We start from the raw sequence: 15176 nt of genomic DNA on the forward strand, positions 1-15176 counted from the left end.
CCCCCAGGCCGCCAGGGTTGGCCGCAACGGCCTTTCGTCCACGCCCATGTTGGTAGGCCGGAACGGCGCCATACCCCGAATGTACAGCTTGCCTGCGCCGACACACCATCGAAGGCTCCTGAAGGTTCCGTGAGCACTTGGAACCCAAGGGGAGGTCGATCTGAAATCGGAGTCGTTCGAAGCGGCCGCGCACGTCGTCGCGGCTCGCGTGTCCCGGCGCATCTGCATCGTGCTGACAGGCCTTCAGGCCGGCGGTACGGAGCGTGTCGTCAATGTTCTGGCCAACGAGTGGGTCCCGCGCGGCTGGGCGGTGACGGTGGTGACGTTCGAGCCGGCTTCGGCCGCGCCCTACTACCGTTTCCATCCGAGCGTCGAGATCCGCAACCTCGCCCTGCCGCCGAGTCGGCAATCGGCGCTTTGGGCGGTTCTGGCGACGGCTCGGCGCGTCCGCCACCTGCGTCGAGCGTTTCAGGACATCCGGCCCGACATCGTCTTCAGCTTCCTGACCCGAACCAACGTGACGTCGCTCATCGCCGCGAGCGGCCTCGGCATGAAGGTCGTCGTCTCCGAGCGCAACAATTCCGCCCTCCAGGACGTCGGCTATATCTGGAACTGGATGCGCGCCAGGCTTTATCCCCGCGCCTTCGGCCTCGTCACCATGACACGGGAATCGCTCGCTCTTTTCCCCGCCGGGACGTTCCGACGCAGTTGGGTTATCGCCAATGCGGTCGAGCTGCCGACGGACGGCGAGAGGCGGCGTGGCGCCAACATCCTGACGGCGGTCGGACGGCTCGTACCGCAAAAGGGCTTCGACATGCTGCTCCGGGCTTTCGCCGAGATCAGCGCCGATTTTCCGGAATGGCGACTGGTGATCTGGGGGGAGGGCGAGGAGCGCGCCGCGCTTGAGGCCGAGCGGAGCCGCCTCGGGCTCGACTGCCGGGTGGAATTTCCGGGCGTCACGCCGAGGCCCGGGGCCTGGGTCGAGACGGCCGACGTCTTCGTCCTGTCCTCGCGCTTCGAGGGCTGGGGCATCGTCCTCCTCGAGGCCATGGCGGCCGATCTCCCAGTCGTCTCCTTCGACTGCGACTTCGGCCCGCGCGAGATGATCGAGGACCAGAAAAACGGCCTCCTCGTCGCGCCGAACGACGTCAGCGCCCTGGCCAAAGCGCTGGCACGCGTGCTGGGCGACGAGCACTTGCGTGCCCGGCTCGGGCAAGCCGCCGGCACGACCGCCCGCCAGTTCACCCCGCGCCGCATGGTAGACCAGTGGGACGCCGTCGCCTACGAGGCGCTCGATCACAGTCCACATTCGCGGTGACTATACCGGTGCCTGCCGCACCGCTGCCCGCCGGAACGTGTCGCCTCCGCCCGAGCTTGTCGCAGCTCGGAATCGGCACGAGGCCGCACCACTGCAGGCGAGCGAACGCCGCAGACGGCGCAACCATTCCGACCATCGTTCTCAGAAACTCCGGCGTCGTGAGGCGTAAACGGTTCCCCGAATGTCGGTCCTCTACCGCCAACGGGGTAGGGTCACTCCCCCTCCAGGGTGCGAATGGCCCCACCGGATGCAATTTTGGCGCAGCGAGCGCCGAACGGGCGTCTGGCGGCTCCCTCGCCGTCACGGGACAGTGATCTTCCAATCTGCTGGTTCCGTGAGAAGCGACCACCTTGCCCGATAAAAACCTTGCCATGACGCTGCTGCGCCGTGCGTTCCGCCCCTTGCGCCACATCGGGGGTCATCGGGCGCGCCTTGGCAGCGTCGCCCATCTGCTCACCGGCAATCTCCTCGGCTCGCTTCTCGGGCTCGCCGGCTTCGCGCTCACGGCCCGTTCCCTCGGCCCCGACCAATTCGGCCGTCTCGTCCTCGTCTACACCTTCGTCGCCGCCGTGGAACGGATCGTCAGCTTCCAGTCCTGGCAGCCCATTATCCGCTACGGGGCGGAGCTGCAGGGCCCGGAGCATCGCGACGACCTGCGCATGCTCCTGAAGTTCGGACTGCTGCTCGATCTCGGCGCCGCGGTCTGCGCCTTCGCGGTGGCGGTCGTATGCGGTCTTCTCGCCTCCAGCCTCTTCGGATGGTCCGCCGATACGACGTCGCTGCTGGTGCTCTATTCCGGCGTTCTCCTGTTCCAGCTCTCCGGCACCCCGACCGCGGTGCAGCGCATGGCCGGGAAATTCCGGCTGCTCGCCTATGGGCAGCTCGTCAATCTCGCCCTGCGCGTGACGCTCTGCCTCGTCGGCTTCTTCTATTCGGCCGGCCTCGGCTACTTCGCTGCGGTTTGGGCGGGCACGCAGATCCTGGGAGCCTTGACGACGCAGGTCCTGGCGTTCCGCACCCTCCGGGGAATGGGCATCGAGGGGCTCCTGTCCGCCCCTGTCCGTGGCGTGACGACGCGGTTTCCCGGGATCTGGGGCTTCGCGTGGTCTGCCAATCTCTCCCTCACGCTCTGGTCGAGTTCCCAGCACTTCGACACGCTCTTGGTGGGTGCGCTCACCGACCCCGCTTCGGCCGGTCTCTACCACCTCGCCAAGCGCATCGGTTCGCTCGGCCACAAAGCGGGATCGCAGGTCCAGGCGGTGCTCTATCCGGACGTCACGCGGCTCTGGGCAAAGGGGGACGTCGGCGAATTCCGGCGGGTCGTCGTCCAGGTCGAGGCCTTCCTCATGGTGTTCGGGCTCTTCGCCCTCGGCGCCGTCGCGATGCTCGTCCAGCCCCTGCTGCTCTGGACGGCGGGACCCGACTTCCTGGCCGCCGGCCCGCTGATCCTCGTGCAGATGGTGGCGGTGGTCTTCGTGCTTTCGGGTTCGGCGGCGCGCGTCGCGCTCCTGGCGATGGGTCGCCAGCGCGAGGTGCTGGTTTCGGTCGTGGTCGCCACCGCGACCTTCCATGCCTTCCTCGTCCTGTCCGTTCCGGTCCTCGGACCGATCGGGGGCAACATCGCCCATGTCCTTTTCGGTCTGCTGTGGACCGCCGGTCTCGCCGTCTCGCTCCGACGGGCGTTGCGCAGCCACCGGCCTCCTTCCAATCCGCCCTTCGCCTCCCTTCGCCGGGTCGACGATGACCTCCTTCCGTCCAAGAGCTTCTAGCCGCGAGGTGCCCCGATGCAACACGCCAATCTGACGGCCGTCTCCGAACGCGATCGGCTGCAGACCCGCGTCGCGACCCTGTCTCCGCACCTGCGGAGGCTCGAGGCCGAAGCGATCCACGTGATGCGAGAGGTCGTCGCCGAGTGCCGTCGCCCGGTGATGCTCTATTCGATCGGCAAGGATTCCTCGGTGATGCTGCATCTGGCGCGGAAGGCGTTCCATCCCTCGCCGCTGCCGTTTCCGCTGCTTCACATCGATACGAGCTGGAAATTTTCCGAAATGATCCGTTTCCGCGACGAAACGGCGGCCAGGCTCGGTCTCGACCTCATCGTCCACCGCAACGAGGAGGCGCTGCGCCAGGGCGTCGGTCCCTTCAGCCACGGCATATCGCTCTACACGCAGATCATGAAGACCGAGCCTTTGAAGGCCGCGCTCACCGCTCATGGTTTCGACGCGGCCTTCGGCGGCGCCCGGCGGGACGAGGAAAAGAGCAGGGCGAAAGAGCGTGTCTTCTCGTTCCGCTCCACCAGCCATGGCTGGGACCCCAAGAGCCAGCGGCCGGAACTGTGGAACCTCTACAACGCGCGCGTGAAACCCGAGGAGTCCATGCGCGTCTTTCCGTTGTCCAACTGGACCGAGGGCGACGTCTGGCAATACATCCTGGCCGAGCGCATCCCGATCGTTTCGCTCTATCTGGCGGCCCGGCGTCCGGTCGTCGAGCGCGGCGGACAGTGGATCATGGCGGACGACGAGCGCTTGCCCCTTCGCCCCGGCGAGAGGCCGAAGCTGCGGAGCGTGCGGTTCCGCACGCTCGGCTGCTACCCGCTCTCGGCCGCGGTCGAGAGCGCCGCGAGGAGCGTGCGGGCCGTCGTCGAGGAGACCGCGCGCGCCGGCACGTCCGAGCGCGTCGGCCGCCTGATCGACCATGACGAGTCCGTCTCCATGGAGGCCAAAAAGCGCGAGGGATATTTCTGATGAGCGCTCTCAGCGAGATCGCCCCCCCGGTGCGGCGGGCCAAATCCGGCCGCCGCGGGCGCCGAAACATGCTGCGTTTCCTGACCTGCGGCAGCGTGGACGACGGAAAGTCGACGCTGATCGGGCGGCTGATCTACGACGCCGGGCTGGTGGCGAGCGACCACCTCGCAAAGCTCGGGCGGGACAGTCGCCAGCGCGGCCGGGAGGCGAGCGATCTCGACTTCGCCCTTCTCGTCGACGGCCTTGCCGCCGAGCGCGAGCAGGGCATCACGATCGACGTCGCCTACCGCTTCTTCGCGACGCCGGGACGCAAGTTCATCGTCGCGGACACGCCCGGCCACGAACAGTACACGCGCAACATGGCGACGGGCGCCTCGACGGCGGATCTTGCCGTCCTCGTCATCGACGCGCGCAAGGGCATCCTCACCCAGACGCGCCGCCATTCCTTCATCGCCTCGCTGCTCGGCATTCGCCATCTGGTGCTCGCGGTCAACAAGATCGATCTCGTCGGATTCGAGGAGGAGCGGTTCGAGGCGATCGCCACCGAGTATCGCGAATTCGCGGCGGAGTTCGGATTCGCCTCGCTTCAGCCAATCCCCTTGTCGGCGCGCCTCGGCGACAACGTCATGACCCGAAGCGACCATACGCCCTGGTATGCCGGGCCGACGCTGCTCGAGCATCTCGAAGCGGTGGACACCGAGGTCGGCGAGGACACGCGGCCGTTCCGCATGCCGGTGCAACGGGTCAACCGGCCCGATCAGTCGTTCCGGGGGCTGTGCGGAACGATCGCCGCCGGCACGCTCCATCCGGGCGATCGCCTGGTGGTCGCCCGCTCGGGCGTGACGAGCCGCGTGCGCTCGATCCTCACCTATGACGGAGCTCTCTCTTCCGCCGGCGCCGGCGACGCGGTGACGCTGACGCTGGAAGACGAGATCGACGCGTCGCGGGGCGACGTGCTCGCCGCCGCGGCGGAACGGCCGGACGTCTCCGATCAGTTCGCCGCCCATGTCATCTGGATGAACGCCGATGCGCTGATTCCCGGACGACCCTATCTCATCAAGCTCGGAGCCCAGACGGTCGCCGCCACCGTCACCGAGATCAAGCACAGGGTCGACGTGGACACGCTGAAGCACCTCGCGACGAAGACGCTGGGGCTGAACGAAATCGGTTTCGTCAACGTGAAGACCCAGGAGCCGGTCGCCTTCGATCCCTACGACGTCATCCGACAGACCGGGGCCTTCATCGTTATCGACCGCCTGAGCAACCTGACCGTCGGCGCCGGGATGATCGCCTTCGGGCTCCGGCGCGCCAACAACATCCACTGGCAGGCCCTCGACGTCGACAAGACGTCGCGCGCAGCGCTGAAGGGACAGAAGCCGGTGGCGCTGTGGTTCACCGGCCTGTCCGGCGCGGGGAAGTCCACCATCGCCAACCTCACGGAAAAGCGCCTCAACGCGCTCGGCCACCACACCTACATCCTCGACGGCGACAACGTCCGGCACGGGCTCAACCGCGACCTCGGTTTCACCGAGGTGGACCGGGTCGAGAACATCCGCCGCGTCGCCGAGACGGCAAAGCTGTTTCTCGATGCCGGGCTCATCACGATGGTCTCCTTCATCTCGCCGTTTCGTGCGGAACGGAGGATGGCCCGCGACCTCCTGGGGAACCGCGAGTTCGTCGAGATCTTCGTCGACACGCCGCTCGCCGTCGCCGAAAAGCGTGATCCCAAAGGCCTCTACCGGCGCGCGCGCAGCGGCCAGATCCTCAACTTCACCGGTATCGACAGTCCCTACGAGCCGCCTTTGGACCCCGACATCCGCCTCACGCCCAGGTTGAGCGCCGAGGAGGCGGTCGACAGGGTGGTGCGATATCTGAAGGACGGCGGCTACCTCGCGCCGGCGTCGGCGTGATGGCAGTGGGGGGAAATGCTCCGATCAAGGTCTGCTTTCCCTTTGCCGGGCGCGATCTTGGCGGCAGTCACATCTCGGCGCTCAGGCTCGTGGCGGGATTCGATCGCGCCCGCGTGTCGCCCGTCGTCGTCGTTCAACACAATGACGGCCCGCTCGCCGCCCTCCTGGCACGCGAGCACGTGCCGTTCGTTCACCTGCCGATACCCGAACCGCTGCCGCGGAACGCTTCCCCGGTGGCGGCCTTTCGACATTACCTGACGCGCGTCCTGCCGCATCTGCGCCGTTTCCTTAAGCGCGAACGGTTTGACGTCGTCCACACCAATGACGGGCACACCCATGCGACCTGGGGACCGGCCGCTCGCCTCGTCGGCGCGAAGCTGGTCTGGCACCACCGCGGCGATCCGGAGGCGAGAGGCGCCAACCGCCTCGCGCCCTTGATCGCCCACCACATGGTCACGGTGTCGCATTTTTCTCGCCCGAGGCGGCCGTGGCTCCCCATGGCGCGGCGCCTCAGCGTGATCCGGAGCCCTTTCGAGGAGATGGCGAGCCCGCCCGACAGGACGGCCGCGAAAGCCGCGCTGCTGCAGGAGCTCGGCCTCGCCCCGGACACGCGCGTGCTCGGCTATTTCGGCGTGTTCGTCGATCGAAAGCGCCCGCTGCTGTTCGTCGACATCGTCCACCGACTGCGTTGCGATCGTCCGGAAATCCCCGTGGTCGGATGCCTCTTCGGGGCCTCGGCACTCGGCGGGCCCGACTTCGAGGAGGCGGTGCGGGCGCGGGCGGCGGCGCTCGGCATCGGTTCGGCGATCCGCCTCATGGGGTTCCGCCGACCGGTCGAGCCGTTCATGGCCGCCACCGACATCCTCATCGTTCCCGCCATCGCCGAGCCGTTCGGCCGCACGCTCATCGAGGCGATGTTCCTTGGAACACCCGTGGTCGCGACCGCCAATGGGGGAAATCCCGAGGCGATCGACGACGGACGGACGGGCTTTCTCGTCGAACCCGAAAACCCGGCGGCCTTCGTTCCCGCGATCGCCGGCCTGCTCTCCGACCCCGCTTTGTTCTCGAGGATCGCGGACACCGCGCGAGACGAAGCACGACGCAGCTTCGACGCCGACGACCATGTTCGCGAGGTGGCCGGTCTCTACGAGCGGATTCTCGGCGGCGGCAAGGTCCCGGCGCCGATCCACACCAATCCCAGTTTTCCCTAACGGCCGATGGAGCCAACATGATGCATGCGCAAGACATCGATTTCGTGATCATTGGCGCAGCCAAATGCGCGACGACCTGGCTACAGAAGTCGCTGCAGAGCGATCCCGCGGTCTCCATGCCGAACCCGGAACTCCATTATTTCAGTCGCAACTACGAGATGGGCGATCGCTGGTACCTCGAACAGTTCCCCGACCGCGAGAGCGTCGAGATCGTCGGCGAGAAGTCGAACTCCTACCTCGACACGCCAGCGGCCCCGATGCGGCTCTACCAGTTGCTGCCTCATGCCAAGCTCGTGGTGCAGCTCCGCAATCCCGTCGAGCGGGCCTATTCCGACTATTGCATGCTGTATCGGCGAGGCGACGTCGACGGCGACATCGAGGCGCATCTCGACCCTCGGCGAGGCCCGGGCCGGCGTCCTCTTGTCGGCGGGCTCTATCACCGCCAGCTCCAGGCCTATCTCGATCTCTTCCCGAAGGAGCGGCTCCTGGTTCTCTTCTACGAGGACATGCTCGCGGCGCCGACCGAACAGATCGGACGCTTGCGCGAGTTTCTCGGACTTCCCGTCACCAGCCCGGCGCTTACGCTACCACAAAAGGTCAAGGATCGTACCGAACCGATGATGCCTCCCCACCTTCGCAAGTGGGTCCGGCCGCTAAAGCCCTTGATGCGCTCGCTTCGAGGCACCCGGTTGTTCAACGCGGCGCGAGGGGCGGTCGTCCGCGAGATCGCCTATCCGCCCATGACGCAGACCATGCGCCAGCGCCTCGCGGGCTTCTACGAAGAGGATGTCACCGACCTCGGCAATTTCGTCCAACGGGATCTGTCGCAATGGCTTAGTCCCGAACAGGCTTATACGCATTTAAAATTAAATCGGCGTGCAAATTGATTTCATCACTACGATCGACTCTTTCCAGCCTACGTACCCAAGATCGTTAGTGATATACTTATAATGGCGTGGTGGATATATTGGTGCCAATCGATTTAATCGGCTCATTCACCTTCACCGGAGCGTCGATCCGGTGACATGTTTTTGCATGTCATCTGCTAGACGACTTCTCACCTGCATCGCCGCGTCCATGGCATGGCGAACTTCAGAGGTGCTGCGATGACCATTCGACTGGACGAACCGCCCCGGACGCGGCCCTCCCTTGGACTGCAGGCCGTTCTCCTCTATGCCGCCGTCGCGGTCGGGCGGTTGCTCGCAGGACCGTCGTCCCGTCCATGGCCGAAACATCTCGACCGCGACAAACTCTACGTGGCCGTCAGTCGGCGCCTGCGCGGCCGGTTCACGGCCGTCTTGAACCAGCGCTTCCTCTATGCCGGCGACCTCGGCATGGCGGCTCTCGCGGTGCTCGTCGCCGTTCTCATCCGTCTCGGCATCGACAGCGATACCTCGGACACCGAGAGCGTTCACGCCGTGTTCGTCGCCGCGCCATGGTTTCTGGTAACCTGCGCCGTCACCTTTCCCTTCACCCGCCTCTATGTGCGCAACTGGAAATACGCGTCCGTCGCCGACCTTCTCGGCATAGCGCGGGCCGTCTTCGTCGCCGCACTCGTCTTCGTGGTCTGGATGTTCGCGACCCGCCAGGCCGACGCGTTTCCGCGCTCGGTCATGGTAATCGCAGTTTTGCTTCTCGTGCCGCTTCTGACGACCGTTCGCCTCGCCATGTCGTCGCCGGAACTCTATCGCTTCGGCCGCTGGAGCCGTGCGCAGGCCGAAGGTCTCGGCGACCGGGTGCCCGTTCTTCTTATCGGGGCGGGAGACGAAGCCGATCTCTACCTGCGCGCTGTTCAGCGTGATGCGACCGCCCCGCATTCGCCCGTCGGCATTCTCGAGAGATCGCCGGTCTCCGAAGGCTATTGCCTGCGGGGCGTGCCGATTCTCGGAACCATGAGTGAGCTCGAGTCCGTCATCGCCGATCTGGAAACGCGCGCGCTGCGGCCGCGGCACCTCATCCTCACCGACAAGGCCGGCGGTTTCAACGATCCGGTCATGGAGACCCTCATCAACCAGGCGGAGCGGCTGGGCATCGCCATCTCCCGGCCGGCACCCGTGCTGGAGCTTCGAGATCCCAAGGCGGCCGGCCGGTTCGACCTGCGCCCGATCGAGTTGACGGACCTTTTGGAGCGCCCGCAGACCGCGCTCGACAAGGCTGTGCTACGCCGGATGGTGGAGAATCGTCGCATCGTCGTGACGGGTGCGGGCGGTTCGATCGGAGGCGAGCTGGCCTTGCAACTCGCCGCGCTCTCGCCGTCCAAGATCGTGTTGATCGAAAGCAGCGAATTCAACCTCTACGCGATTGACCTCGAACTGTCCGAGAAGCATCCGAACGTACCGCGCGCGCCCTACCTCTGCGATGTGCGCGATGCCGGCCGCCTCGCCGAAATCTTCGATCGGCACCAGCCGGAACTGGTGTTCCACGCGGCGGCCCTGAAGCACGTGCCGATGGTCGAACTCAACCCTTGCGAAGGCATTCTCACCAACGTCGTCGGGACCATGAACGTCGCCGAGGCGACACGTCGGTGCGGCGCGCAGGCGATGGTCCAGATATCCACCGACAAGGTGGTGAACGCCACGAGCGTGATGGGTGCCACCAAGCGGCTGGGCGAGCTCTATTGCCAGGCGCTCGACCTGGCGGGTGGGACCGAGGAGAGACGCACGCGCTTCATGACGGTCCGGTTCGGAAACGTGCTGGGGTCGAGCGGGTCTCTGGTGCCGCTGTTCAAGCGCCAACTGGCGCGGGGCGGGCCGCTGACCGTGACGGACACGGAGATGAAGCGGTTCTTCATGACGCTGAGGGAAGCGGTGGAGCTGACGCTTCAGGCGTCCACCTCCGGCCTGGAGAAGCAGTTCGGACGGGGCGAGATCTTTGTTCTCGACATGGGCGAGCCGATCAAGATCATCGATATGGCGCGGCGCATGATCAAGCTTGCGGGCTACAGGCCGGATACCGACATCAAGATCGAGATCGTCGGCTGCCGTCCGGGCGAGAAACTGTTCGAGGAGCTCTTCGATCCCAGCGAACAGCGGATGGGATCGCCGGTGCCAGGCGTGCTGAGGGCAGTTCCCGCTCCGGTCCCGCTGGGTGTGCTGCGCGGCGCCTTCGCCCAGCTTGCCCACCTGGCACGGGCCGGCGATGCCGACGGCGTGATGGCGCTGCTGGCGGATGTTCTTCCGAGCTACCGTCGGCGCGACGGCGAGGGCTCGGCGTCCGTGGTCCCGCTCGAAGCGGCGGCGGCCTGAGCCGCGACATGGGAACGCGGTCCGCCATCCGCGGCGTCGCCGCCGCCGTCCTCCTCTCGGCATCCGTCGGTGCCGGCATGGCCCAGGGCAAGCCGGCCCCCTCGACGGCGCGCGAGACGCTGGAGAAGGCCGGTGCCTACTTCCGTGACCATCTCGGAGTGGGCGGCACCTATGTCTGGAAATACGGTGTCGACGGCAACATCCGGCGCGGCGAGGGCGGCGAGGTTTCGCCCACTCTCGGCTGGGTACAGCCGCCGGGCACCCCGGCGGTGGGTGCAGCCTTCCTGCGCATCTACGACGTCACGGGCGACACGCAGTGGCTCGACGCCGCGCGAATCGTGGCGCGAGCCCTCGTTCGCACGCAGCTTCTGTCCGGCGGCTGGTTCCAGGCCATCGAGACCGACCCCGAGCGTTCCCAGCGGTGGTGTTACCGGTTGGAAATCGCCGCGGGGCAGCGCTGCAAGGAAGGCGAGCCGGATCGCAACAAAAGCATTCTCGACGACAACAACACGCAGAGCGTGATGAACTTCCTCATGTGGTTCGATCGTGCGGCGGGAGCGACCGAGCCGGACGTGCGGGCCGCCATCGATTACGGCCTGAAACGGCTGATGGCGGCCCAGTACCGGAACGGCGCCTTTCCCGCCGCCTATTCGGAGAAGGCCCCCGGCGCCGAGCAGGACGTGGCGCCGCGCGCGAGCCTTCCGGCCGAGTGGCCGCGCGTCTGGCAGAAGCCGGACTCGCCGCCCTACTTCATCACCAACGACAATCTCCAGCGCGACATGGGGCGCCTGTTCCTCAACGCCTTTCGCACCTATCGCAATCCGGCCTACCTGCAGACCGCGATGAAGATCGGCGATTTCCTCGTCGCCGCCCAACTGCCCGCTCCCCAGCAGGGCTGGGCCCAAACCTACGATCAGTCCCTTCAGCCGGTCTGGGGGAGAAAGTTCGAGCCTCCGGCCCTGGCGTCCTCCGAGACGGCCGGCAATATCGAATATCTCGTCGAGCTTCACGAACAGACCAGCAAGGCGCGTTACCTGGAAACCGCGGCCGCTGCCGCGGAATGGCTGGATTCCGTGCGCCTTCCCGACGGCCCTTGGGCACGGTTCTACGAGCTGAGGTCCGACCGGCCGCTTTACGTCGATCCCGACTACAAGATCACGTACGACGATCAGAAACTTCCGGATCACTACACGCTGCGGAGCGACTTCGGCATCCCGCGCGTGTTCGACCGGCTTCGCACCTCCCGGCGCGGCGGCAACCCTGCGCCCACCGGCTTCTGGGTCAACCGGGCGGACGCGATGGACCGCGAGGAGTTGGCCGCCGAGGCGCAGCGCCTGTCCGACCAGCTGGACGGGGAGGGCCGCTGGGTCGATGCGGGCTGGATCGACGGCGCGGCCTTCGTCGACGGCGTCTTCGTGCTGGCACGCTTGATGACGCTGTCCAGCGAGGCGGACAATTGAAACATCCTCCGTGCGACGCCCGTATGACCGAAACACCGCACGCTCGGATCCGCGTGCGGCTCGATCGCCGCACTTGCGCGGCACGTGTAGCGGAAACACCGGGGGCACGGGCGCTCGACGGTCGCTCCGACGTTTCGATGGCGGCGCCGATCGACGGTGCCGACCTGCGTCGCGTCGACGGGGCGACGCGCATGCGGCCTTCGGCGGCTTCGGCGTCCCGCGAGCCGAAGCTTCGGCATTCCTACATTCTGTCCTTGCTCCGGGCGGCCGTCATCGTCGCCGCGCTCCCGGTGCACGCCCACGCCCTCGGCGCCTTTCCCGGTGCGGAGGGCTTCGGTCGAGGCGCGACGGGCGGCCGCGACGGCCGGATCATCGACGTCGTCAATCTCGACGATTCCGGTCCGGGGAGCCTGCGAGCCTGCGTGCTCGAGACGGGCCCGCGAAGCTGCATCTTCCGGGTGGCCGGGGTCATCGTGCTCGAGCGGGCTCTTCTCGTCGACGGCCCCGCCGCGGCCAATCTGTCCATTCTCGGGCAGACCGCTCCAGGCGGCGGCATCACGCTCACCGTCTCGCCCGACTCCGAAAATCTATACCGCACGCCGCTGGTCATCCGACGCACGAGCGACGTGGTCGTTCGCCATTTGCGTCTGCGCTCGCGTTTCGCGAATTCGGTCCGCAACGTCGATGCCGTGACGGTGGAGGCAAGCCGGCGCGTCTACCTCGATCATGTCTCGGGGTCGTGGGCCACCGACGAGAACTTCAACACCCATGGCCAGACGAGCGAGCTCACGGTCGCCTATTCCATCTTTGGAGAGGGGCTGCGCAAGCACAGCAAATGCGCACTCATCGGGTCCGATCCTTCAGCCCCCCAAAGCATCAGCTTCTGGCGAAATCTCTGTATTTCCAACAACGATCGCAATCCCGACGTCAACCATTTTCAAAAATCGTGCGTCGAGATCACGGACAACCTGTTTTACAATGCCCGGTCGGAGTGGATGGAGGTCTTCAGCCAGTTTCCAGGTGGTACGACGACATCGGTCGTCGGCAACTACTTCAAGGCCGGTCCATCGACACTGGTTGCGACCTTCGCCTTGAAGTGGCAGGACGTCGAGAGTGCGGCGCAGCCTCAGATCTACATGAGCGACAATGCCGTCTGGTCTCCTCTGGGCAAGACAATCGGCATGGTTGCGCAGGACACCGCCCGCGTCCTTGTCGCCGAGCCGGCCTGTCCCCTAGAGTCCCCGACCTTTGCCGATCCCGCAAGGACCTACGGCGAAGTCCTCGCCTATGCCGGCGCTTTCCCACGCGACACTGTCGACGCGCGCTTCGTGAAGGAGGTTGGTGCACTCGGTTCTCCCGGCTCGGGGAAACTGCGCAACCGCGCTGGCGATCTCGACGTGGAGGTGCCCGCGACCCCCTATGCCGACCGCGATCTCGACGGGATGGCGGATTCCGTCGAAACACGCATGGGTGCAAATCCGGCGATTTTCGATGCATGGGACGGGGTGGACGACGACGGCTGGTCAAGCTTCGACCGTTTCATGCAGTGGTTGTCGCAGGAGAGACTGGCGAATCGCTATCCCGAATGATGCGGGTTTGGTCGATCGGATCTGAAGCTACTTCGAGCCGGCGCGGCGATGGCCCTTGTGTCGACGCTCGCCAAGACATTGTCCGGAAAGGCCTACGACTTTCATCGCGAGTTTCGCCGCCCCGCCGGCGGCGCGATGCGTTCAGCGCCGAGCGCCCGGGGACGCAAGGCGGTCGGTCTGGATCTGGGTCGCCATGATACTGGGGGCCAGGCCGAGCAGCAGGGATACGACGAGAAAGCGCCCGTAGACATGCGGCGTCGCGTTCACCAGAAGCGCGAAAAGCGTCACGGAGGTGAAGGTACATGCGGCGGCCGGGCGATGGCCGGGGACCCTAAACGCCATGGCGGCGGTGACGAGGGCCCCGACCATCATCAGGCCGAACCCGATCATTCCCAAAAAGCCCGCTTCGACCCAGACGAGCAGATACATGTTGTGGACAGGCGCACCGTAGTCGCTGATCTCCCGATACTGGTCGGCGCCGACGCCAAGAAACATCGAGTTCTTCGTCATGGACAGTGCATCGAGAACCAGTTCGAAGCGACCGGTAAAGGTGCCGGCCTGATCGATGCTGCCGGTTTCGAGCGCGCCGAGGACGCGGCGCTGGAAGACGATCGGCAAAAATACTGTGCCCCATGTCAGGACCGCGCCGTAGAGGACTGCGACCGCACCGGTCGAAAACCAGATCTGACGCCACGATCCTGAAACGAGAACCGAGGCGGCGACCGCGTAAAGGAGGCCGAAAAGCCCCGTGTTGGAGCCAGTTAGCATGATGGCGTAGGCGAAAAGCGGAATAATGAGCAGCAGCCAGACTGGCTTCATGTTGCCGGTGACCGCGAGCCAGAGCGCCAGGGGAACCGTCAGCGCGATGAGCGCGGCACATTCGTTCTCGCGCTCGACGAAGCCTTGCAGTCTGCCGCTGCCGCTGACGAAGGCGGTGTATCTTTCAAGGGAGATGTCGACGGCGTAGATGCCGTGAACGCACATGAGTGTGACCGACGCAACGAACACCCTCAGAAGGAAGACAGTTTCACGCAGAGTGCGAGAGAGGAGCACGTGGCTCATCAAGAGGTAGGCGAAGAGATACTGACCCGACAGCACCACGCCGCGCGTCGGATCGCCGAAAACCAGGCTGCTCGCGAAGAGCATTCCCGCCATCAACACAAGGCCGGTGTTCCAGAGGAACGTTCCCGCACCGAGCGAGGCGAAAGTGAGCGTGCGGTTCATCACGAGGGCGAGAAGCGCGACGGTCGCGAAGACGTCGCTGGCAGTGAGGTAGAACGCGTCGGTTCGCAGGATATTGACTGGGGCCAGGAACACGGCGGCCGCGGCGAGGGCCAGCTCGATACGATTCGAATCGTTGGTCTGCTCGACGGCGACGGGGGAAGCACGGTAATCCTCGTACCGGCCGTCGAATCTCGGGGTCTGGTCCATTGCCGGCCCTGCAATCGCCGCCTGGGGGTCGTCGATGGGTCGATGCCGGGGGCAATCGACCCATCGATCCGCGCATGACGACTTTGCACAACGAATCGGGCACCCGGTCTAGGTACGCCGTCGGTCATGCCACTCGTCCATTCGGATGAGGCCCGCACCCCCGAACGTCTCCCTTTGGAGCCGTTTGGCCGATCCCCGCTGATGATAGGCTGCCTGCGCCGATGTGGGCAACGGATCGCATGTGGCGAACGGCGCATACCTTCCGTCC

Annotated in this window: 10 protein-coding genes; 9 read left to right on the forward strand and 1 reads right to left on the reverse strand. The window is 65.9% G+C overall.

Annotation, left to right across the window (positions count from 1 at the left end; translation table 11 throughout):
• The first annotated feature begins 208 nt into the window (after window positions 1-208).
• From Sa4125_RS02475 to Sa4125_RS02515, 9 genes are all read left to right on the forward strand, one after another.
• Window positions 209-1318 carry a glycosyltransferase family 4 protein gene (locus Sa4125_RS02475; RefSeq protein ID WP_224003322.1) on the forward strand — a complete coding sequence of 370 codons (1110 nt, stop codon included), beginning with the start codon at window positions 209-211 and terminating at the stop codon, window positions 1316-1318.
• A gap of 350 nt (window positions 1319-1668) precedes the next feature.
• The gene (locus Sa4125_RS02480; RefSeq protein WP_224003324.1) at window positions 1669-3087 is read left to right on the forward strand and encodes a lipopolysaccharide biosynthesis protein; all 1419 of its coding nucleotides are present in this window, start codon (window positions 1669-1671) and stop codon (window positions 3085-3087) included.
• A gap of 15 nt (window positions 3088-3102) precedes the next feature.
• Window positions 3103-4062, forward strand: a complete 960-nt coding sequence (cysD, locus tag Sa4125_RS02485; RefSeq protein ID WP_224003326.1) for a sulfate adenylyltransferase subunit CysD — start codon at window positions 3103-3105, stop codon at window positions 4060-4062.
• Window positions 4062-5972, forward strand: coding sequence for a sulfate adenylyltransferase subunit CysN (gene cysN / locus Sa4125_RS02490; protein WP_224003328.1), 1911 nt, complete (start codon window positions 4062-4064; stop codon window positions 5970-5972). The genes cysD and cysN overlap by 1 nt, the downstream gene beginning before the upstream one ends.
• On the forward strand, window positions 5972-7183 hold the full coding sequence (locus Sa4125_RS02495) for a glycosyltransferase family 4 protein (RefSeq protein ID WP_224003330.1): 1212 nt from the start codon (window positions 5972-5974) through the stop codon (window positions 7181-7183). Before cysN ends, Sa4125_RS02495 begins: the two co-directional genes overlap by 1 nt.
• Before the next feature lie 17 nt (window positions 7184-7200).
• Window positions 7201-8070: a sulfotransferase gene (locus Sa4125_RS02500; protein WP_224003332.1), complete on the forward strand. Its 870-nt coding sequence runs from the start codon at window positions 7201-7203 to the stop codon at window positions 8068-8070.
• Window positions 8071-8289: 219 nt separating this feature from the next.
• On the forward strand, window positions 8290-10428 hold the full coding sequence (locus Sa4125_RS02505; RefSeq protein WP_224003334.1) for a nucleoside-diphosphate sugar epimerase/dehydratase: 2139 nt from the start codon (window positions 8290-8292) through the stop codon (window positions 10426-10428).
• Between the two features lie 8 nt (window positions 10429-10436).
• Window positions 10437-11888 (forward strand): pectate lyase, encoded by a 1452-nt coding sequence (locus Sa4125_RS02510; RefSeq protein WP_224003336.1) that lies wholly within the window; start codon window positions 10437-10439, stop codon window positions 11886-11888.
• 422 nt (window positions 11889-12310) lie between these two features.
• Complete coding sequence (locus Sa4125_RS02515) at window positions 12311-13477, forward strand: hypothetical protein (RefSeq protein ID WP_224003338.1); 1167 nt, start codon at window positions 12311-12313, stop codon at window positions 13475-13477.
• A 141-nt stretch (window positions 13478-13618) separates the two neighbouring features.
• Here Sa4125_RS02515 and Sa4125_RS02520 read toward each other — a convergent pair whose 3' ends face one another.
• Window positions 13619-14908 carry an O-antigen ligase family protein gene (locus Sa4125_RS02520; RefSeq protein ID WP_224003340.1) on the reverse strand — a complete coding sequence of 430 codons (1290 nt, stop codon included), beginning with the start codon at window positions 14906-14908 and terminating at the stop codon, window positions 13619-13621.
• Window positions 14909-15176 lie beyond the last annotated feature (268 nt).

The sequence above is a fragment of the Aureimonas sp. SA4125 genome, assembly GCF_019973775.1.
GTDB lineage: Bacteria > Pseudomonadota > Alphaproteobacteria > Rhizobiales > Rhizobiaceae > Plantimonas.